The sequence below is a fragment of the Stutzerimonas stutzeri genome (assembly GCF_009789555.1).
Classification (GTDB): domain Bacteria; phylum Pseudomonadota; class Gammaproteobacteria; order Pseudomonadales; family Pseudomonadaceae; genus Stutzerimonas; species Stutzerimonas stutzeri_R.
The window spans coordinates 3,587,908-3,607,356 of sequence record NZ_CP046902.1 but is presented as its reverse complement, the minus strand read 5'-3'; the positions used below and the strand labels follow the sequence as shown (position 1 = coordinate 3,607,356).

Genomic DNA, 19,449 nt, shown 5'->3' with positions numbered 1-19,449 from the left:
GTCCCGGCGGCGCCGCGCCGCCGGGCGAAACGGTTTTACTCTGCGATGGCCGCCCGGGCCGCCTCGAGCAGTTCAGCACCGATCTTGGGCGCCCATTTCTCGTGTACCACGCGAGTCGCCTCGACGAATGCCTGATGCTCCTCGCGGGTCAGTTCCGTCACCTCGACGCCGCGTGAACGAATATCTTCGAGGCGCTTGGCTTCGGCGTTGCGCGACAGTTCGATTTCCCACTTGCCGGCGTCGATTGCCGCCTGGCGCAGGAGTTCACGATCGGCTTCGGGCAGTTGCTTCCAGACGCGCTGGTTGACGGCAAAGACCAGCGGGTCGGCCATGTAATGCCAGAGCGTCAGGTACTTCTGGCCCACCTGGTCGACGCGTGCCACATCGAAGACCGAGAGCGGATTTTCCTGACCATCGACTGCGCCTGTGGTCAACGCCGGCTTGGCGTCGGCCCAGCTCATCTGGGTCGGGTTGGCGCCCAGGGCGGTGAAGGTGTCCTGGAACAGCGGCGAGCCGACCACGCGGATTTTCAGGCCGGCCAGATCTGCCGGTGTCTTCACGGGTTTGGACGAGTTGGAAATCTCGCGAAAGCCATTTTCGCCCCATGCCAGTGGGACGATGCCGCGTTTCTCGATGGCTTCGAAGGCCTGCTTGCCGGCTTCGCCCTGAGTGATCGCGTCCAGGTCCGCACTATTGGCCATCAGGAAGGGCAACGAAAACAGGTTCAGCTCCGGCACTTGCGGGGACCAATTGATGGTGGAGCCGACCGCCATGTCGATCAGGCCGGAGCGCATGGCGGAGAATTCCTTGGTCTGATCGCCCGCTACCAGTTGCGCGTTGGGGTATACGCGCAGGGTGATCTCGCCGTTGGAGCGCTCCTCCACCAGGTCGGCCCATTTCTGCGCGGCCTGGCCCCAGGGGAAGGCATCGGACAGCACAGTGGAAACGGAGTATTCGCGGGCTGCGGCAGTAAAGCTGGCGGACAGCGCGGCAGCGACGGCCAGCGCGGTAAAGCAACGGGTCAGTTTCATGGTGCGTCCTTGTTCGGATCGGTCTTTTGGTTGTTATGTCGAACGGCCAGGCGCTGGTGAACAGCGGCGGGCACAACGATGGCGGTGAGCCAGGGGACGCGCGGATAGCGCGACAAAAGACGCGGCTGCTGCGCACGGGTGAGGGCAGCGAGGCTCGCAATGCGTCACAACGCCTCAAAGCCTTGTGGGCGGGAGGCAACCAGTGGTTATCGACTGATCGGACAACTATCGCAGAAGGCGCTACAGAGCGCCATTACCGAAGGCCTCGTCTTTCGTCGGGGCAGTTCAGGCGTCGCGCAGCAGGTCATGGGTGTTGAGCAGCTCGTAAGCGATTTGCGGGTGTTTCTCCAGCCCCCGCCGAATGGCCGCTGGAATCGCTTGGCGAGTCTTGCGGCAAAGACCGGGCTGCTCGGCGATCGTGATGCGAATCCCGCGCATGCTGCGCACCTCGTTGGGACCGGGTGCGATGTCCAGGCGAATGCCCAACTGCTCATACAGGCGTTGTTGCAGGCGTTGGAGATCAGGAAGGCTCGCCAGATTCTCCAGGCGATCCAGCAGACGATGCTCTTCGTGCCGGGTCAGACGAAGGATGCGCAGGTCGCTGTCGGGGTTTTCCTGCAACCGTTCACGGCGACAGATGCAGGCCGCTGGGGGGCAGGGTTGACGGATTGGAACCGAAGCAGTCATGGGGCCTGATCATAGCGGGCAAAGCGTGGTGTTGCGCATCTCATCGACGAAATGAGCAACCGGGGCGGCACCCAAGTAGCGCTGCGGGAAAGGGTTCGACTTCAATGGCTAGGGTTGGATTGGGCTGTCGACGACTGAGCAGCACTCGGCTGATCTGGTCGCCGGTGCTGTCAGTCGCCGGCAGCCCACCTATTCACCTATCAATTGAAACGGCCCAGGTTTCCGCCGACGCTGTAGCGGCCCGCGCCGAGCAAAGCGATGGCAATCGAGCCGAACAGGAACATGCCCTGCAGTTCGAGCGCCCAGCCACCCATCTGGCCGATTGAAAACAACTCGTCCATATGAGCCAGCGCAAAGGCGAAGAGCATGTTGCCGACCATCAGCACGGCGCCCACGCGCGAGAACAGCCCGATGATCACCAGCACCGGCCCGAGCACTTCCCCGAGGTACGCACCGTACGCGAGGAAGCTGGGCAACCCGTGGCTGCTCAGCATGCCGGCGATGCCCCCGACGCCGCCTTGCAGCTTGGCGATCCCGTGCAGGAGAATCAGTACACCCACCGAAACCCTCAGTACCAGCTTCCCAATATCATCAGTCATGACTCGTCTCTTCTCTGCGGCGCCAGGGCTCTGGCATGAGCGTTTCTAATAACATAGACCAGTGAACAAAGGACTGCTCTGGCGTGGGGCAAACGAACGCAGCCGGGCGTGCATCGGCGGGCCAGGTGCCCGGCTCGGCGAGCGCCGCCTGTCGGTGGCTTCATGCTGGAAAACACGTAGAAAAGCCGGCATGAGGCTGTAGATGAACGCACCCTGACGGGCGGGGTGACTTCTGTGATACGAGCCACTAGAATGCTTGCCCATTCTGGGGCCGGAATGCCGGCTTATGTCTGTGCAACGAGGAAAATCCATGCAAGTTTCTGTTGAAAGCACCTCCGCTCTTGAGCGCCGCATGACCATTGGCGTGCCGGTCGAGCGCATCGAGACCGAAGTCAACAAGCGTCTGCAACAGACCGCCAGCCGTGCAAAAATCCCAGGTTTCCGTCCCGGCAAGGTGCCGATGAGCGTCATTCGTCAGCGTTACGAAGCTGCCGCGCGCCAGGAAGCGCTGGGTGATCTGATCCAGGCTACTTTCTATGAAGCCGTGGTTGCCGAGAAACTGAACCCTGCCGGCGCGCCCGCGGTCGAGCCGAAGGTGTTCGAGAAGGGCAAGGACCTGGAATACGTTGCGACGTTCGAAGTTTTCCCCGAGTTCAAGGTGTCCGGTTTCGACGGGATCGAGATCGAACGCCTGCAGGCCGAGGTGTCCGAGGCGGACGTCGACAACATGCTCGATATCCTGCGCAAGCAGAATACCCGTTATGAAAAGGCCGATCGCGCCGCTGAAGACGGCGATCAGCTGAATATTGATTTCGTCGGCAAGATCGACGGCGAAGCCTTCCCCGGTGGTTCGGCGCAGGGAACCCAGCTCGTCCTGGGCTCCGGTCGCATGATCCCGGGCTTCGAATCCGCCCTGGTGGGCGCGAAGGCGGGTGAAGAGCGGGTCATCAACCCGACGTTCCCCGAGGATTACCAGAACCTCGACCTCGCCGGCAAGACCGCCGAGTTCACCGTGACCGTCAACAGTGTCGAGGCACCTCAGCTGCCGGAGCTGAACGAAGCGTTCTTCGCTCAGTTCGGTGTTCAGGAAGGTGGCCTGGAAGGCTTCCGCGCCGAGGTCAAGAAAAACATGGAGCGCGAACTGCGCCAGGCGATCAAGACCAAGGTCAAGAACCAGGTCATGGAAGGTCTGGTCAGTGCCAACCCGATCGAGGTGCCCAAGGCGCTGGTCGACAACGAAGTGAACCGCTTGCGCGTTCAGGCCGTTCAGCAGTTCGGTGGCAACATCAAGCCCGATCAACTGCCGGCGGAGCTGTTCGAAGAGCAGGCCAAGCGTCGCGTCGTGCTGGGGCTGATCGTTGCCGAAGTGGTCAAGCAGTATGAGCTCAAGCCAGACGACGCGCGCGTTCGCGAGCTGATCGAGGAGATGGCGTCCGCTTACCAGGAGCCGGAGCAGGTCGTGTCCTGGTACTACAAGAACGACGAGCAACTGAACGAAGTCCGCTCTGTTGTGCTCGAAGAACAAGTTGTAGATACTGTCCTGCAGCAGGCTAAAGTGACCGACAAATCGGTCTCCTACGAAGAAGCAGTGAAGCCTGCGGAAGCCCCGCAAGCTGCCTGAACCTCTTTAACCGTTTAATGCACATACATAAGCCAGCCTCGTGCTGGCTTATGTCTTTGCGGCGTGACATAGGGAGTATCGTTGGACATGTCCGGCAATTCGTTTATGCAAGCACCAGACATCCAGGCGGCTGGCGGCCTGGTGCCGATGGTCATCGAGCAGTCCGCTCGTGGCGAGCGCGCGTATGACATCTATTCCCGTCTCCTGAAGGAGCGGGTGATCTTCATGGTCGGTCAGGTTGAGGATTACATGGCCAACCTGATCGTTGCGCAGATGCTGTTCCTCGAGGCGGAAAACCCCGAGAAGGACATTCACCTGTACATCAATTCCCCGGGCGGTTCGGTTACGGCTGGCATGTCGATCTACGACACCATGCAGTTCATCAAGCCGGATGTGTCCACGATCTGCATCGGGCAGGCTTGCAGCATGGGCGCCCTGTTGCTGACCGGCGGCGCGGCTGGCAAGCGTTATTGCCTGCCCCACTCGCGGATGATGATTCACCAGCCGCTGGGCGGTTTCCAGGGGCAGGCTTCGGACATCGAGATTCATGCGCGCGAAATCCTCACGATTCGTGAGCGCCTGAACAAAGTGATGGCGGCGCATACTGGCCAGCCGATGGAAGTCATCGCTCGCGACACCGACCGTGACAATTTCATGAGTGGCGAAGAGGCCGTCAAGTACGGACTGATCGACCAGGTTCTGGCTCAGCGGCAAATGGCAGTCTGATCTCGCCTGCGCGGCGATATCCGGCTGTGGCGTGGGCTTGAAAAAGCCCACGATTGCCTTCATCTTGTGTTTCAAGCCTTCCCGATTGGATCGATCGAATGACTGATACCCGCAACGGCGAGGATTCCGGCAAGCTGCTTTATTGCTCTTTCTGCGGCAAAAGCCAGCATGAAGTACGCAAGTTGATTGCCGGCCCCTCGGTCTTTATCTGCGACGAGTGCGTCGACCTGTGCAATGACATCATCCGTGAGGAGGTGCAAGAAGCACAGGCCGAGAGCAGCGCGCAAAAACTGCCTGCGCCCAAGGAAATCAGCGGCATTCTCGACCAGTACGTCATTGGTCAGGAACGCGCCAAGAAAATCCTGGCAGTGGCTGTTTACAATCATTACAAGCGACTCAACCAGCGCGACAAGAAAGAAGAAGTCGAGCTGGGCAAAAGCAACATCCTGCTGATCGGGCCGACCGGCTCGGGCAAGACGCTGCTTGCCGAAACGCTTGCACGGCTGCTGAACGTGCCGTTCACCATCGCTGACGCCACCACGCTCACCGAGGCGGGATACGTCGGCGAGGATGTCGAGAACATCATTCAGAAGCTGCTGCAGAAGTGCGATTACGATGTCGAAAAGGCCCAAATGGGCATTGTCTACATCGACGAGATCGACAAGATTTCCCGCAAGTCCGATAACCCATCGATCACGCGTGACGTATCGGGCGAGGGCGTCCAACAAGCGCTGCTCAAGCTGGTCGAAGGCACGGTCGCGTCGGTGCCGCCGCAGGGTGGCCGCAAGCATCCGCAGCAGGAGTTCCTGCAGGTCGACACGCGCAACATCCTGTTCATTTGTGGCGGTGCGTTCGCGGGGTTGGAAAAGGTGATTCAGGGTCGTTCCACGCAGGGCGGCATCGGCTTCAATGCCGAGGTGCGTAGCAAGGATCCGGGCAAGAAGATCGGTGAATCGCTGCGGGCCGTGGAGCCTGATGACCTGGTCAAGTTCGGTCTGATCCCCGAGTTCGTGGGGCGACTGCCGGTCATCGCCACCCTCGATGAGCTGGACGAGGCCGCGCTGATTCAGATCCTGACCGAGCCCAAGAATGCGCTGACCAAGCAATACGCCAAGCTGTTCGAGCTGGAAGGCGTGGACCTGGAGTTCCGTACCGATGCGCTCAAGGCTGTCGCCGCTCGTGCGCTGGAGCGCAAGACTGGCGCCCGCGGGCTGCGCTCGATCCTTGAGGGCGTCCTGTTGGATACCATGTACGAGATCCCGTCGCAGAAGGATGTCAGCAAGGTGGTCATCGACGAGAGCGTGATCGAGGGCACTTCTCAGCCGTTGCTGATCTACGAAAACAGTGAGCCGCCTGCGAAGGCTGCGCCAGACGCGTAACAGCACAAGGGGCCTCCGGGCCCCTTTGCTTTTCTTCCATCCTTGTTTTTTGCCCTGCGTGCCCTCATCTTGATTGCCAGGGTGTTTCCCGTTTACCGCCGTATGGCCGTCGTAGAGCTGAATTTATGAAGACAACCATCGAATTGCCCCTTTTGCCGCTGCGCGATGTCGTGGTTTACCCGCACATGGTGATTCCGCTGTTCGTTGGCCGGGAAAAATCCATCGAGGCCCTCGAATCCGCCATGGCCGGTGACAAGCAGATATTGCTGCTGGCCCAGAAGAATCCGGCCGACGATGATCCGGCTGAAGATGCGCTGTACCGCGTGGGTACCGTCGCCACCGTTCTGCAGCTGCTCAAGCTGCCCGATGGCACCGTCAAGGTACTGGTCGAGGGCGAACAGCGTGGTGTCATCGAGCGCTTCTACGAGGTGGACGATCACTGCCGCGCCGAGGTATCGCTGATTGACGAATCGGAAGTCGAGGAGCGTGAGGCGGAAGTCTTCACCCGCAGCCTGCTGAGCCAGTTCGAACAGTACGTCCAGCTCGGCAAGAAGGTTCCGTCCGAGGTGCTGTCATCGCTGGCGAGCATCGACGAGCCGGCGCGCCTGGTCGATACCATGGCGGCGCACATGGCGCTGAAGATCGAGCAGAAGCAGGCGATTCTCGAAATCACCGATCTGCCGGCCCGCGTCGAGCACGTGCTGGCGTTGCTGGATGCCGAGATCGATCTGCTGCAGGTCGAGAAACGCATTCGTGGCCGCGTCAAGAAGCAGATGGAGCGCAGCCAGCGGGAGTACTACCTGAATGAGCAGATGAAGGCCATTCAGAAAGAGCTGGGCGACATCGATGAAGGGCATAACGAAATCGATGACTTGAAAAAGCGCATCGAAAACGCCGGCTTGAGCAAGGACGCACACGCCAAGGCGACGACCGAGCTGAACAAGCTCAAGCAGATGTCACCGATGTCGGCTGAGGCCACGGTGGTCCGGACCTACATCGACTGGCTGGTCAACGTGCCGTGGAAAGCCGCCAGCAAGGTGCGCCTCGATCTGGCTAAGGCCGAGGAGGTGCTCGACACGGACCATTACGGGCTCGAGGAAGTGAAGGATCGTATCCTGGAATACCTCGCCGTCCAGAAGCGCGTGAAAAAGCTCAAGGGACCGGTGCTGTGCCTGGTTGGCCCTCCGGGCGTCGGCAAGACTTCGCTGGCCGAGTCCATTGCGCGCTCCACCAACCGCAAGTTCGTACGCATGGCGCTGGGCGGCGTGCGGGACGAGGCCGAGATCAGGGGTCATCGCCGGACCTATATCGGTTCGATGCCGGGCCGCTTGATCCAGAAAATGAGCAAGGTCGGCGTCCGCAATCCGCTGTTCCTGCTCGACGAAATCGACAAGATGGGCAACGACATGCGCGGTGATCCGGCCTCGGCGTTGCTCGAAGTGCTCGATCCGGAGCAAAACCATAATTTCAACGACCATTACCTGGAGGTCGATTACGACCTGTCCGACGTGATGTTCCTCTGCACGGCCAACTCCATGAACATTCCGGCACCGTTGCTGGATCGCATGGAGATCATTCGCCTTCCCGGTTATACCGAAGACGAGAAGATCAATATCGCGATTCGCTACCTGGTTCCGAAGCAGATCCAGGCCAACGGATTGAAGAAGGCCGAGCTTTCGTTCGACGAGGACGCCATTCGCGACATCATCCGTTATTACACGCGCGAGGCGGGTGTTCGTAGCCTGGAGCGGCAGGTGGCGAAGGTCTGCCGCAAGGTCGTCAAGGAACACGCGGCACAGAAGAGCTTCGAGGTGAAGATTACCGCCGAAACGCTCGAGCATTTCCTTGGCGTACGCAAGTTCCGCTATGGGCTCGCCGAGCAGCAGGATCAGGTTGGGCAGGTCACTGGCCTGGCCTGGACGCAGGTGGGCGGCGAATTGTTGACCATCGAGGCAGCGGTCGTGCCTGGCAAGGGCCGACTGACCAAGACCGGCTCGTTGGGTGACGTCATGGGCGAGTCGATCACCGCGGCGCTTACGGTGGTACGCAGTCGTGCCAAGAGTCTGGGTATCGCAGTGGATTTCCATGAGAAGCAGGACATCCATATCCATGTGCCCGAAGGTGCCACGCCCAAGGATGGTCCGAGCGCGGGGATCGGGATGTGCACGGCGCTCGTTTCGGCGCTGACGCAAATTCCGGTTCGTGCCGAAGTGGCGATGACCGGGGAAATCACCTTGCGAGGCCAGGTTCTGGCGATCGGCGGTTTGAAGGAAAAACTGCTCGCCGCGCATCGAGGTGGTATCAAGACGGTGATCATTCCCGAAGAAAATCAGCGTGATCTGAAAGAGATTCCTGAGAATATTAAGCAGGACCTGCAGATTAAACCGGTGAAGTGGATTGACGAAGTCCTCCAAATTGCGCTGCAATACGCGCCGGAGCCCTTGCCCGATGCGGCTCCCGATATCGTTGCAAAGGACGACAAGCGCGAGTCTGATTCCAAGGAGCGAATCAGCACGCATTAGTCTGAAAGGCTTTGTTGACACATTTTCGGCGGCCTTGATATAAGCCGGCCCACTGTGTTGCTGCTATTTCAGCACCGCTTTGCTTACACCCAAAATTAAAGATACGACTCAACAGAAATAAGGGGACTTAGAGTGAACAAGTCGGAACTGATCGATGCCATCGCTGCATCTGCTGATATCCCGAAAGCTGTTGCTGGCCGCGCGCTGGATGCAGTGATTGAATCCGTCACTGGCGCCCTGAAGGCTGGTGATTCCGTGGTACTGGTTGGTTTCGGTACTTTCGCTGTCAAGGAACGCGCCGCTCGCACTGGTCGTAACCCGCAGACTGGCAAGCCGATCAACATCGCTGCGGCCAAGATCCCGGGCTTCAAAGCTGGCAAGGCTCTGAAAGACGCTGTCAACTAAGCGTTTTCGATCCGGCCGGTCGTCAGTTAGCGCTGGCCCTGGCTTGGAGCGGTCTTCGAACAGGTCTTGCCTGTTGCGTTCGGGCTTGGGGGATAAAGCCCAACCGCTCCAATAGCTCCGAGAAGGCGCATCCCTGGATGCGCCTTTCTTTTTTCCGGATTCACCCGTGCTGCAGTGACGATTGCGCAGCTGACTCCTGGGGGACGCATGCTTCAGAATATCAGGGACAATTCACAAGGCTGGATTGCCAAAACCATCATCGGCATCATCATCATGTTGCTGGCACTGACCGGCTTCGACGCCATCTTCAGTGCCGCCAGCAACAGCCGCAATGCCGCTGAGGTCAACGGTGAGGAAATCTCGCTGGACGAGCTCAACCAGGCCATGAACATGCAGCGTCGGCAGTTGGCTCAACAGTTCGGGGGCGATTTCGATCCCTCGCTGCTGGACGACAAGCTGGTACGCGAGTCTTCCCTGCGCGCGCTGATAGATCGAGCGTTGTTGCTTCAGGGCGCGCGTGATGCGAATTTCGCGTTCTCCGAGGCTGCGCTCGATCAGATGATTCTGCAGACGCCCGAGTTCACCGTAGACGGCGCGTTCAACGCGGCGCGCTTCGATCAGGTCATTCAGCAGATGGGCTATACGCGACTCCAGTTCCGTGAGCTTCTCAAGCAGGAGATGCTGATCGGACAGCTTCGCGCGGGCATCTCCGGCTCCGGCTTCGTCACGGACGAGCAGATCGAAGGTTTTGCTCGCCTCGAGCAGCAAACCCGCGATTTCGCAACGGTCACCGTGCCGGCAGATGTGGCCGCGGTTGAGGTGTCGGACGAAGAGGCGCGCGAACATTACGATCAGAACACCGACCGCTACCGCTCGCCGGAGCAGGTTGTTCTGGAGTATGTAGAGCTGAACAAGGCGTCTTTCTTCGACCAGGTCGACGTCACCGATGAGCAAGTGAACGAGCTCTACCAGCAGCGTATCGCCAATCTCGCGGAGCAGCGCCGCGCGGCGCATATCCTGATCGAAGCCGATGACGCCAGCGATGCCGAAGCCAAGGCGAAGATCGAACAGATCGCCGAGCGGCTGGCTGCAGGCGAGGATTTCTCGGCATTGGCCAAGGAAGCCTCCGAAGATCCGGGCTCGGCCAATGACGGCGGCGATCTGGGTTTTGCAGGCCCAGGCGTTTATGACCCTGCTTTCGAAGAGGCGCTGTATGCACTCGAGCAAGGGCAGGTGTCGGCGCCGGTACGTTCCGACTTCGGCTGGCATCTGATCAAGCTGCTGGGCGTTCAGTCGCCGGAAGTTCCCACGCTGGAAAGCCTGAAGCCCGAACTGGTCCGTGAACTCAAGGCGCAGCAGGTCGAGCAGCGGTTTGTCGAGGCGAGCAAGCAATTGGAGGACACCGCATTCGAATCGTCCGACCTGGTGCAGCCTGCGCAGGAGCTGGGCTTGTCCGTCCAGACCACCGAGGCGTTCGGGCGTGAAGGTGGGGCTGGCCTCACCGCCAACAGGCAGATCATCCAGGCAGCCTTCAGCGATGAGGTGCTGATTGACGGTGCCAACAGCGGGGTCATCGAGCTGGACCCGGATACGGTCGTTGCGGTGCGTGTGAAGCAGCATCTGCAACCGGAAGTCATTCCGTTCGATGAAGTGAAAGGCGACATCGTGGCTCAGTTGCAGCGCAGCAAGGCTGCCGAGCGTGCGCAAGAGGCGGGCGAGCGCTTGATCACTGCGCTACGTAATGGCGAGCAGGCCGACCAGCAATGGCAGCCGGTCGAAGCCGCTTCGCGTAACCAGGAAGGCGTCGATCCGGCGGTGCTCCAGCAGGTGTTCCGCATGCCCAAGCCTGAGACCAGCGACAAGCCAACGTTTGGCAGCGTCCGCCTCTCTGGCGGCGATTTCGTTGTCGTTCGCCTGAGCGGCGTCAGCGAGCCGAAAGCCGCGCTGTCCGAGGAGGACAAGCAGAACTATCGCCGCTTCCTGGCCTCGCGCAGTGGGCAGCTGGATTTCGCGGCTTATCGCCAGATGCTGCATGCCGACGCTGAGATCGAAACCTTCTGATGGTGTTGGCCTCTCGCTAAGGCAAAAAAAACCCGCATGTGAATGCGGGTTTTTTTATGGCCGGTGATCAGTCTTCGATCGCACCCATCGCGGTGGTATTGAAACCGCCATCTACGTAGAGAATTTCGCCGCTGATACCGGACGCCAGGTCCGAGCACAGGAACGCGCCGGCGTTGCCGACTTCGTCGATCGTGACGTTGCGACGCAGCGGCGTCTGCTTCTCGTTGGCCGCCAGCATCTTGCGGAAGCTCTTGATACCCGACGCTGCCAGCGTGCGGATGGGACCTGCCGAGACGGCGTTGACCCGCGTGCCTTCCGGGCCGAGGCTGCCCGCGAGGTAACGCACGCCGGCCTCGAGGCTGGCCTTGGCCATGCCCATCACGTTGTAGTTGGGCATGGTGCGCTCGGCGCCCAGGTAGGAGAGGGTCAGGATGCTGCCATTGCGGCCCTTCATCATCGGGCGTCCGGCCTTGGCCAGCGCGACGAGGCTGTAGGCGCTGATGTCGTGCGCTATACGGAAGCCTTCGCGGGTGGTGACCTCGGTGAAGTCGCCGTCGAGCTGGTCGCCCGGGGCGAAGCCTACCGAGTGAACGATACCGTCCAGACCATCCCACTTCTTGCCCAGCTCTTCGAATACCTGGACGATTTCATCGTCGCTGGCGACGTCGCATGGGAAGCACAGCTCCGGCCCTGAGCCCCAGCTTGCAGCGAACTCTTCGACGCGACCCTTGAGTTTCTCGTTCTGATAGGTGAAAGCCAGTTCGGCGCCTTCACGGTGCATGGCCGCGGCGATGCCGGAGGCGATCGACAATTTGCTGGCGACGCCGACGATCAGTACGCGCTTACCGGTAAGAAAACCCATGTGCTTGTCCCTCTTCTGGTGGTTCTTCAGCGGCTGGGACCATAAAGGCAGATTCCAGCAGCTGCTGTGTATACGGATGTTGAGGAGCGGCGAAGATCGCCTCGGCCGCTCCCTGTTCGACGACCTTGCCTTGCTTGACCACCATCATCTGGTGACTGAGCGCCCGCACCACCGCCAGATCATGGCTGATGAACAGGTAGGTCAGGTTGTACTTGGCCTGTAGCGAGCGTAGTAGCTCTACCACCTGCCGTTGTACGGTTCGATCCAATGCCGAGGTCGGTTCATCAAGCAGGATCAGATCAGGCTTGAGGACCAGGGCCCTGGCAATGGCGATTCGCTGACGCTGTCCCCCTGAAAACTCATGGGGATAGCGGTGGCGGCTTTCAGGGTCGAGACCCACTTCGACCAGCGCATCGATGATCGCCTGCGCTTGCTCTTCCGCAGTTCCCATTCCATGGATACTGAGCCCCTCTCCGACGATCTGGCCCACTGACATCCTGGGGCTGAGGCTGCCGAACGGGTCCTGAAACACCACCTGCATCTGGCGCCGCAACGGGCGTACCCGACGCTGTGACATGTGTTCCAGCGCGACATCCCGAAAACGGATCTCGCCCGTGCTGGACAGCAACCGCAGGATAGCCAGCCCCAACGTCGACTTTCCCGAGCCGCTTTCGCCGACGATGCCCAGCGTCTGACCCTTGGGCAAGCTGAACGTGACGCCGTCGACCGCTTTGACGTGGTCGACGGTCTTTCTGAACAGCCCCTTCTTGATCGGAAACCAGACCCGCAGGTCCTTCACTTCGAGCAATGTCGGCGACGCTGCTTCAACCGCTACCGGTCCGCCGCTAGGCTCTGCGGCGAGCAGTTCCCGTGTGTAGGGATGCTGCGGTGACCGGAACAATTGTTCGCAAGGTGCTTGTTCGACGACGCGACCGCTCTGCATGACACATACATGATCGGCTATTCGGCGAACGAGGTTCAGATCATGGCTGATCAGGAGCAATGCCATGCCCAGGCGCGCCTGCAGGTGCTTGAGCAATTCCAGTATCTTCAACTGCACCGTCACGTCCAGCGCGGTGGTCGGTTCGTCGGCGATCAGCAGCTCGGGCTCGTTCGCCAGCGCCATGGCGATCATCACCCGCTGGCGCTGCCCCCCCGACAGCTCATGGGGATAGGCTCGGATGCGCTTGGCCGGGTCTGGTATTCCCACCAGCTCCAGGAGTTCCAAGGTGCGTGCCGTGGCCGCCTTGCCATTGAGCCCCTTGTGGATCTGCAGGACTTCATTGATCTGTTTGCCGATCGTGTGCAGCGGGTTGAGCGAGGTCATCGGCTCCTGGAAGACCATGGCGATCCGGTCGCCGCGTATGCCCCGCATGCGTTTTTCGCTTGCCTTGAGCAGGTCATCACCGGCGTAACGAATCTCGCCGGCGGGGTGCTGTGCGAGCGGGTAGGGCAGCAGGCGTAATATCGAGTGGGCCGTGACGGATTTGCCAGAGCCGCTTTCACCCACCAGGGCCAAGGTCTCGCCTTTGCGGATATCGAAGCTCACCCCTTCGACGACGCGTTGTGCTCGACCGCCAGTGACGAACTCGACGGCGAGATCGCGGACTTCTATCAGATTCTCGGCCATGCTATTTCCTCGGATCGAAGGCGTCGCGGGCAGCCTCGCCGATAAACACCAGTAAGGTCAGCATGATGGCCAGGACCAGGAATGCGCTGATGCCCAACCATGGCGCTTGCAGATTCGCTTTGCCCTGTGCGACCAGTTCGCCCAGCGAGGGCGCGCCCGGAGGCAGGCCGAAGCCAAGGAAGTCGAGTGCCGTCAGCGTCCCGATCGCCCCGGTGAGGATGAATGGCATGAAGGTCATCGTCGAAACCATCGCATTGGGCAATATGTGACGGAACATGATCGCGCCGTTGCGCATGCCCAGCGCTCGCGCGGCCCGAACGTATTCGAGGTTACGCCCGCGCAGGAACTCGGCACGGACGACGTCGACCAGGCTCATCCAGGAGAACAGAAGCATGATGCCGAGCAGCCACCAGAAGTTCGGTTGCACGAAGCTGGCCAGGATGATTAGCAGGTAGAGCACGGGCAGCCCTGACCAGATTTCCAGCACGCGCTGCCCGACCAGGTCGACCCAGCCACCATAGAACCCTTGCAGCGCGCCGGCGACGACGCCTATCACCGAGCTGATCAACGTCAGCGTCAGCGCAAACAGCACCGAAATGCGGAAACCGTAGATGATTCTGGCGAACACATCGCGGCCTTGGTCGTCTGTGCCCAGCCAATTGTTCCATGAGGGCGGGGCGGGTGCCGGAACCTGAAGGTCGTAGTTGATGCTCGAATGATGAAACGGGATCGGCGGCCAGATCATCCAGCCGTCCTTCTTTTCGATCAGCTCCTGGATGTACGGACCCTTGTAGTCAGCCTGCAGGGGAAACTCGCCGCCGAACACGGTCTCGGGATAGCGTTTAAATACGGGGAAATACCAGCCTCCATCGAAACGCACCACGATCGGCTTGTCGTTGGCGATCAGTTCGGCCCCCAGGCTGAGGATGAACAGCGTGAGAAACAGCCACAGCGACCACCAGCCACGCTTGTGGGCTTTGAACAGGGCGAAGCGGCGCTGATTGAGCGGCGATAGCGGCATGTCAGGCCTCCCTGCTTTCGAAATCGATTCGCGGGTCGACGAGCGTATAGGTCAGGTCACCGATCAGCTTGACCACCAGACCGAGCAGGGTGAAAAGAAACAGCGTGCCGAACACGACGGGGTAATCGCGGTTGATGGCGGCTTCGAAGCTGAGCAAGCCAAGGCCGTCGAGCGAGAAGATCACCTCGATCAACAACGAGCCGGTGAAGAACATGCCGATGAATGCCGATGGGAAACCGGCGATGATGATCAACATTGCGTTGCGGAAGACGTGGCCGTAGAGCACCCGATTCTTGCTCAATCCCTTCGCCCGTGCCGTGATCACGTACTGCTTGTTGATCTCGTCGAGAAAGCTGTTCTTGGTCAGCAGCGTCAGGGTGGCGAAGTTGCCGATCACCAGCGCCGTGACCGGCAACGCAAGGTGCCAGAAGTAGTCGATGATCTTTCCGGTGAGCGTCAGTTCGTCGAAATTGCCCGAGGTCAGCCCCCTTAACGGAAACCAGTTCCAGTAGCTGCCACCGGCGAACAGCACGATCAACAGAATGGCAAACAGGAACGCTGGGATCGCATAGCCGACGATGATTGCCGAACTGGTCCAGACGTCGAACTTGCTGCCATGGCGAGTCGCTTTGGCGATGCCCAGCGGTATCGACGCCAGGTACATGATCAGGGTGCTCCAGAGCCCCAGTGAGATCGAGACGGGCATCTTCTCGACGATCAACTCGGTGACCGTGGCGTCGCGAAAGAAACTCTCACCGAAATCCAGCCGCAGGTAATTGCTGAGCATGATCCAGAAGCGTTCCGCCGCCGGCTTGTCGAAGCCGTACAGTCGCTCGATCTCGGCGATCAGGTCCGGATCCAGGCCTTGCGCGCCTCTGTAGCTGTTGCCGCCGGTGGCCACTTCGGAGCCGCCCCCGGCGATACGGCTCGTCGCGCCTTCGAATCCTTCAAGCTTGGCGATTGCCTGCTCGACCGGCCCGCCGGGTGCGGCCTGGATGATGAGGAAGTTGATCAGCAGGATGCCGAACAGCGTCGGAATGATCAGCAGCAATCGCCGAAAGATATAGGCCAGCATGCTTATCGCCCTGCCTGCTGCGGTGCGCCGGCGGCGCCTGTGTCAGCCGCCGCTTCGTCGTCGACGGCCTCGGGGACGGGCATGTCGATGTCGGGCTTGTGCCACCAGGTCATCAGGCCGATGTCGGACTGAGGCGTGGTTTGCGGATGGGCGAGATGGTTCCAATAGGCGACACGCCAGGTCTTGATGTGCCAGTTGGGAATGACGTAATGGCCCCATAGCAGCACGCGATCGAGGGCGCGAGTGCGGGTGATGAGCTCATCTCGCGAGTCGGCGGCGATGAGCTTTTCGACCAGCGTATCGATGGCCGGACTCTTCAGTCCGATGAAATTTCGGCTTCCTGGATTGTCCGCGCTCGCCGAGTGCCAGTATTCGCGCTGCTCGTTGCCCGGCGAGCTGGACTGGCCGAAACCGCTGACGATCATGTCGTAGTCGCGCGACCGCAGCCGATTGATGTATTGCGAGACGTCGACGCGGCGGATTTCCAGGTCGATGCCCAGGCCCGCCAGGTTGCGCTTGTAGGGCAGCAGCACCCGTTCGAAATCTGCTTGTACCAGCAGAAACTCAAGCTTGACCGGCTTGCCCTCGGTGTCGACCATCCGGTCGTTCTCGATTTTCCAGCCCACGTCGGTGAGCAATTCGTAGGCGCGACGCTGCTGGTCGCGGATCATGCCGTCGGCGTTGGTCCGCGGCAGCGTGAAGGGCTGGGTGAATACCTCATCGGGTATCTGGCCGCGCAGGGGCTCGAGCAGGCGCAGTTCCTCCGCGCCCGGCAGTCCCGAGGAGGCGAGTTCCGAGTTGTCGAAATAGCTGGTGGTACGGGTATAGGCGCCATTGAACAACTGGCGATTGGTCCATTCGAAGTCGAACAGCAGCGCGAGCGCTTCTCGCACCCTGGCATCCTGCAGATGCTTTTTGCGAGTGTTGAAGATGAAGCCCTGCATGCCTTGCGGATTGTGGTTGGCGATTTCTTCCTTGATGATCCGCCCGTCCCTGACCGCTGCGGTGTCGTAGGCGGTGGCCCAGTTCTTCGCGCTGGTTTCCAGCCAGTAGTCGAAATGTCCTGCCTTGAAGGCCTGCAGCGCCACTGTGTTGTCGCGGTAGTAATCGAAATGCACGTGGTCGAAGTTGTAGAAGCCTCGATTGACCGCCAGATGCTTGCCCCAGTAGTCCTCGACGCGGGCATAACGTACCGAACGGCCTGCATCCACGCGCTCTACCCGATAGGGTCCACTGCCCAGCGGGGGCTCCATGCTGCCGGCGCTGAAATCCCTTTCGGCCCACCAGTGCTTGGGCAGTACGGGCAGTTGCCCGAGAATAAGCGGGAGTTCGCGGTTACCGGCGTGTTTGAAATCGAACCGAACGCGACGAGGTCCCTCGACCACCGCTTTCTCGACGTCAGCGTAATAACCGCGGTAATGCGGCGCGCCTTTGCTGACCAGTGTTTCGAACGTAAATACCACGTCCTCGGCCTCGACCGGCTCGCCATCATGGAAGCGTGCCTCGGGCCGTAGGTAAAAACGGACCCACTCGTTATTCGGGCCCTTTTCGATCTTCTCCGCCAGCAGGCCGTAAACCGTGAAAGGCTCATCGAGACTATTGGTCGTCAGCGTGTCGTAGATGAGGCCGATGTCATCTGCGGCGACGCCTTTGTTGATGAAGGGGTTGAGCGAATCGAAACTGCCGAAGCCGGCCTGACGCAGGGTCCCGCCTTTTGGCGCGTCCGGATTGGCGTAGTCGAAGTGCGAAAAATCGGCGGGGTACTTCGGCTTCTCGCCATAGAGTGTCAAGGCATGTCGAGAGGCCGCCTCGGCCACGCCCGCCACGCAGGCAAGCGCGAGGAAGCCTGCATGCAGGATCGACAAACGAGCTGTTTTAGTCATTGAGCCTTCTCCAGGTCCTTCAACCACCACGCACGCAGCCCGAGGGTATAGGGCGGTGTGGTGAGGTGGGCGAACCGATTGCGATATGCCAGGCGGTGGTAGCTGATGTACCAGTTGGGAATGGTGTAGTGGTGCCAGAGCAGGACGCGGTCGATGGCACGTGCCGCGGCGACCTGTTCTTCACGGGTTTTGGCCCCGAGCAGTGTTTCGATCAGGGCGTCGACCACCGGGTTGGCGATCCCGGCATAGTTGCGACCACCTTTCACGTTCAGTTGGCTGGAATGGAAATACAGCCATTGTTCCAGTCCGGGGCTGAGGCTTTGGGCCAGCGTCGTCAGGATCACGTCGTAATCGTACTGATCCAGGCGCTGCTTGTATTGCGCACCATCAACGCTACGTAAGCGGGCGTGTATGCCAATGCGTGCCAGATTTTCCACGTAGGGCTGGAGGATGCGTTCGAGTCGCGGATTGACGAGCAGTATCTCGAAATGAAAAGCGCGCCCTGACCGGTCGCGAAGACCCTCGGGGGTCAGCTTCCAGCCCGCGTCGCCGAGCAATGCCAGCGCCTCGCGCAGGGTGTCGCGTGGAATGCCGCGCCCGTCCGTTTTCGGCAGTTCGAACGGCTCGGTGAACAGCTGGGCCGGTAGCTGATCGCGAAAAGGCGACAGGAGCAGCCATTCGCCGCCTTCGGGTGTACCAGTCGCTGAAAACTCGCTGTTCGGGTAATAACTTTCGCTGCGCCGATAAGCACCGTAGAACAGGGCACGGTTGGTCCATTCGAAGTCGAACAGCATGCCCAATGCCTGACGGACCCTGACGTCGGCAAAGGCCGGTCGGCGCCCGTTCATGAACAGGGCCTGGGTCTGGGTGGGAATCCGATGCGGTATCTCCGCCCGAATCACATCGCCGCGCAGCACGGCCGGAAACTGGTAGCCGTTGGCCCAGTTTTTCGCCTGGTGTTCGATATAGAAATCGAATTCACCGACCTTGAAGGCTTCGAATGCGACCGTCGTGTCGCGGTAGAACTCGACATCGATGCGATCGAAGTTGTACTTGCCACGGTTGGCTGGCAGCTCTTCGCCCCACCAGTTCTTCACACGCTCGAAGCTTAGCCGACGGCCTGGCTGGACCTCGCTGATGCGGTACGGGCCACTGCCCAGGGGAGGCTCGAAGGTCGTGGCGCGGAAGTCGCGATTTTTCCAGTAATGCTGCGGCAGGACCGGTAGCTCACCGAGACGCATGATCAGTAACGGCTGACCGGGCTTGTCGAACACGAAGCGGATTCGGTGGCGATTGAGGATGTCGACGCGCTTGATGCCCTGCAGGTCGGTGCGGTAACGCGGATGACCATCCTTGATCAGCAATCGATAGGAAAAGGCCACGTCGTAGGCGGTAATCGGCTTGCCGTCATGGAAGCGCGCGGAATCGCGCAGATTGAAAACCACCCAACTATGGTTATCGGCGTACTCGATGGTTTCCGCGATCAGCCCGTAAACCGACGCCGGCTCGTCGCCGGAGGGATCGTAGATACCGGTGCCGACCATCAAAGGTTCGTTCAGCTCGCTGATGCCGTACTGGAAGAAGCCCGGCGTCGCATTGGGACTGGTCCCTTTGAAAGTGTAGGGGTTGAGCGTGTCGAATGTGCCGGATGCCATGAGGCGGACGCGCCCGCCTTTTGGCGCGTCGGGGTTCACCCAGTCGAAGTGGGTGAAATCTTCTGCATATTTGAGGGTGCCGAACTGTGCGTAGCCGTGGCTTTCGCTGATGGTCGCGAACGACGGAAAGCTCAAGCCCAGACAGCTCAGTAACAATAGGATGGGTCGCATCAAATGGTGAATCCGATCCATGGCGCTTTCGGTCTTTTCGGCCGAGTACAGTAACAGCTTGTATCCGCTGGAAAAAGGCCGACTATCTGGGCAAACTGCCTTCCTTTTAGCCGCGTGATCG

The 19,449-nt window shown here is 60.3% G+C and carries 15 protein-coding genes; 6 read left to right on the top strand and 9 right to left on the bottom strand.

The features are described from left to right. Nucleotides 1-35 precede the first annotated feature (35 nt). The 3 genes from GQA94_RS16535 to GQA94_RS16525 all read right to left on the bottom strand — a co-directional run bounded on the left by GQA94_RS16535 (nucleotide 36) and on the right by GQA94_RS16525 (nucleotide 2,317). On the bottom strand, nucleotides 36-1,031 hold the full coding sequence (locus GQA94_RS16535; RefSeq protein WP_158189041.1) for a DctP family TRAP transporter solute-binding subunit: 996 nt from the start codon (nucleotides 1,029-1,031) through the stop codon (nucleotides 36-38). 285 nt (nucleotides 1,032-1,316) lie between these two features. Next, the gene (locus GQA94_RS16530) at nucleotides 1,317-1,718 is read right to left on the bottom strand and encodes a hypothetical protein (protein WP_158189040.1); all 402 of its coding nucleotides are present in this window, start codon (nucleotides 1,716-1,718) and stop codon (nucleotides 1,317-1,319) included. Nucleotides 1,719-1,918: 200 nt separating this feature from the next. Then, nucleotides 1,919-2,317, bottom strand: coding sequence for a DoxX family protein (locus GQA94_RS16525; RefSeq protein ID WP_158189039.1), 399 nt, complete (start codon nucleotides 2,315-2,317; stop codon nucleotides 1,919-1,921). A gap of 310 nt (nucleotides 2,318-2,627) precedes the next feature. On the opposite strand from GQA94_RS16525, the gene tig reads away from it, so the two are divergent. The 6 genes from tig (at nucleotide 2,628) to GQA94_RS16495 (ending at nucleotide 11,031) form a co-directional block, all read left to right on the top strand. Then, nucleotides 2,628-3,938, top strand: coding sequence for a trigger factor (gene tig, locus GQA94_RS16520; protein ID WP_158189038.1), 1,311 nt, complete (start codon nucleotides 2,628-2,630; stop codon nucleotides 3,936-3,938). 87 nt (nucleotides 3,939-4,025) lie between these two features. Beyond that, nucleotides 4,026-4,664 carry an ATP-dependent Clp endopeptidase proteolytic subunit ClpP gene (clpP, locus tag GQA94_RS16515; RefSeq protein WP_158189037.1) on the top strand — a complete coding sequence of 213 codons (639 nt, stop codon included), beginning with the start codon at nucleotides 4,026-4,028 and terminating at the stop codon, nucleotides 4,662-4,664. 98 nt (nucleotides 4,665-4,762) lie between these two features. Continuing rightward, the gene (gene clpX / locus GQA94_RS16510) at nucleotides 4,763-6,043 is read left to right on the top strand and encodes an ATP-dependent Clp protease ATP-binding subunit ClpX (RefSeq protein ID WP_158189036.1); all 1,281 of its coding nucleotides are present in this window, start codon (nucleotides 4,763-4,765) and stop codon (nucleotides 6,041-6,043) included. 125 nt (nucleotides 6,044-6,168) lie between these two features. Beyond that, nucleotides 6,169-8,565: an endopeptidase La gene (lon, locus tag GQA94_RS16505; RefSeq protein WP_158189035.1), complete on the top strand. Its 2,397-nt coding sequence runs from the start codon at nucleotides 6,169-6,171 to the stop codon at nucleotides 8,563-8,565. Nucleotides 8,566-8,697: 132 nt separating this feature from the next. Continuing rightward, nucleotides 8,698-8,970 carry a nucleoid-associated protein HU-beta gene (gene hupB, locus GQA94_RS16500; RefSeq protein ID WP_003282502.1) on the top strand — a complete coding sequence of 91 codons (273 nt, stop codon included), beginning with the start codon at nucleotides 8,698-8,700 and terminating at the stop codon, nucleotides 8,968-8,970. A 207-nt stretch (nucleotides 8,971-9,177) separates the two neighbouring features. After that, complete coding sequence (locus GQA94_RS16495; protein ID WP_158189034.1) at nucleotides 9,178-11,031, top strand: SurA N-terminal domain-containing protein; 1,854 nt, start codon at nucleotides 9,178-9,180, stop codon at nucleotides 11,029-11,031. Nucleotides 11,032-11,098: 67 nt separating this feature from the next. Here GQA94_RS16495 and fabI read toward each other — a convergent pair whose 3' ends face one another. The 6 genes from fabI to GQA94_RS16465 are packed head-to-tail and all read right to left on the bottom strand — an operon-like array spanning nucleotide 11,099 to nucleotide 19,328. After that, complete coding sequence (fabI, locus tag GQA94_RS16490; protein WP_158189033.1) at nucleotides 11,099-11,893, bottom strand: enoyl-ACP reductase FabI; 795 nt, start codon at nucleotides 11,891-11,893, stop codon at nucleotides 11,099-11,101. Continuing rightward, the gene (locus tag GQA94_RS16485) at nucleotides 11,874-13,523 is read right to left on the bottom strand and encodes an ABC transporter ATP-binding protein (protein WP_158189032.1); all 1,650 of its coding nucleotides are present in this window, start codon (nucleotides 13,521-13,523) and stop codon (nucleotides 11,874-11,876) included. Before GQA94_RS16485 ends, fabI begins: the two co-directional genes overlap by 20 nt. A 1-nt stretch (nucleotide 13,524) precedes the next feature. Further along, a complete protein-coding gene (locus GQA94_RS16480; protein WP_158189031.1) occupies nucleotides 13,525-14,544 on the bottom strand; it encodes an ABC transporter permease in 1,020 nt (339 codons plus the stop codon). Between the two features lies 1 nt (nucleotide 14,545). Next, entirely contained in the window at nucleotides 14,546-15,619 is a 1,074-nt protein-coding gene (locus tag GQA94_RS16475; RefSeq protein WP_158189030.1) for a microcin C ABC transporter permease YejB, read from the bottom strand. Nucleotides 15,620-15,621: 2 nt separating this feature from the next. After that, a complete protein-coding gene (locus GQA94_RS16470; protein WP_158189029.1) occupies nucleotides 15,622-17,502 on the bottom strand; it encodes an extracellular solute-binding protein in 1,881 nt (626 codons plus the stop codon). Continuing rightward, nucleotides 17,499-19,328: an extracellular solute-binding protein gene (locus tag GQA94_RS16465; RefSeq protein WP_158189028.1), complete on the bottom strand. Its 1,830-nt coding sequence runs from the start codon at nucleotides 19,326-19,328 to the stop codon at nucleotides 17,499-17,501. Before GQA94_RS16465 ends, GQA94_RS16470 begins: the two co-directional genes overlap by 4 nt. Nucleotides 19,329-19,449 lie beyond the last annotated feature (121 nt).

Excerpts from the sequence above, each read along its gene's own strand:
- GQA94_RS16530 (WP_158189040.1), bottom strand. The coding sequence starts at position 1,718 with ATGACTGCTTCGGTTCCAATCCGTCAACCCTGCCCCCCAGCGGCCTGC.
- clpP (WP_158189037.1), top strand. The coding sequence starts at position 4,026 with ATGTCCGGCAATTCGTTTATGCAAGCACCAGACATCCAGGCGGCTGGC.
- GQA94_RS16475 (WP_158189030.1), bottom strand. The coding sequence starts at position 15,619 with ATGCTGGCCTATATCTTTCGGCGATTGCTGCTGATCATTCCGACGCTG.
- GQA94_RS16525 (WP_158189039.1), bottom strand. The coding sequence starts at position 2,317 with ATGACTGATGATATTGGGAAGCTGGTACTGAGGGTTTCGGTGGGTGTA.
- lon (WP_158189035.1), top strand. The coding sequence starts at position 6,169 with ATGAAGACAACCATCGAATTGCCCCTTTTGCCGCTGCGCGATGTCGTG.
- GQA94_RS16485 (WP_158189032.1), bottom strand. The coding sequence starts at position 13,523 with ATGGCCGAGAATCTGATAGAAGTCCGCGATCTCGCCGTCGAGTTCGTC.
- GQA94_RS16535 (WP_158189041.1), bottom strand. The coding sequence starts at position 1,031 with ATGAAACTGACCCGTTGCTTTACCGCGCTGGCCGTCGCTGCCGCGCTG.
- GQA94_RS16495 (WP_158189034.1), top strand. The coding sequence starts at position 9,178 with ATGCTTCAGAATATCAGGGACAATTCACAAGGCTGGATTGCCAAAACC.
- GQA94_RS16470 (WP_158189029.1), bottom strand. The coding sequence starts at position 17,502 with ATGACTAAAACAGCTCGTTTGTCGATCCTGCATGCAGGCTTCCTCGCG.
- tig (WP_158189038.1), top strand. The coding sequence starts at position 2,628 with ATGCAAGTTTCTGTTGAAAGCACCTCCGCTCTTGAGCGCCGCATGACC.
- GQA94_RS16480 (WP_158189031.1), bottom strand. The coding sequence starts at position 14,544 with ATGCCGCTATCGCCGCTCAATCAGCGCCGCTTCGCCCTGTTCAAAGCC.
- clpX (WP_158189036.1), top strand. The coding sequence starts at position 4,763 with ATGACTGATACCCGCAACGGCGAGGATTCCGGCAAGCTGCTTTATTGC.
- fabI (WP_158189033.1), bottom strand. The coding sequence starts at position 11,893 with ATGGGTTTTCTTACCGGTAAGCGCGTACTGATCGTCGGCGTCGCCAGC.
- GQA94_RS16465 (WP_158189028.1), bottom strand. The coding sequence starts at position 19,328 with ATGCGACCCATCCTATTGTTACTGAGCTGTCTGGGCTTGAGCTTTCCG.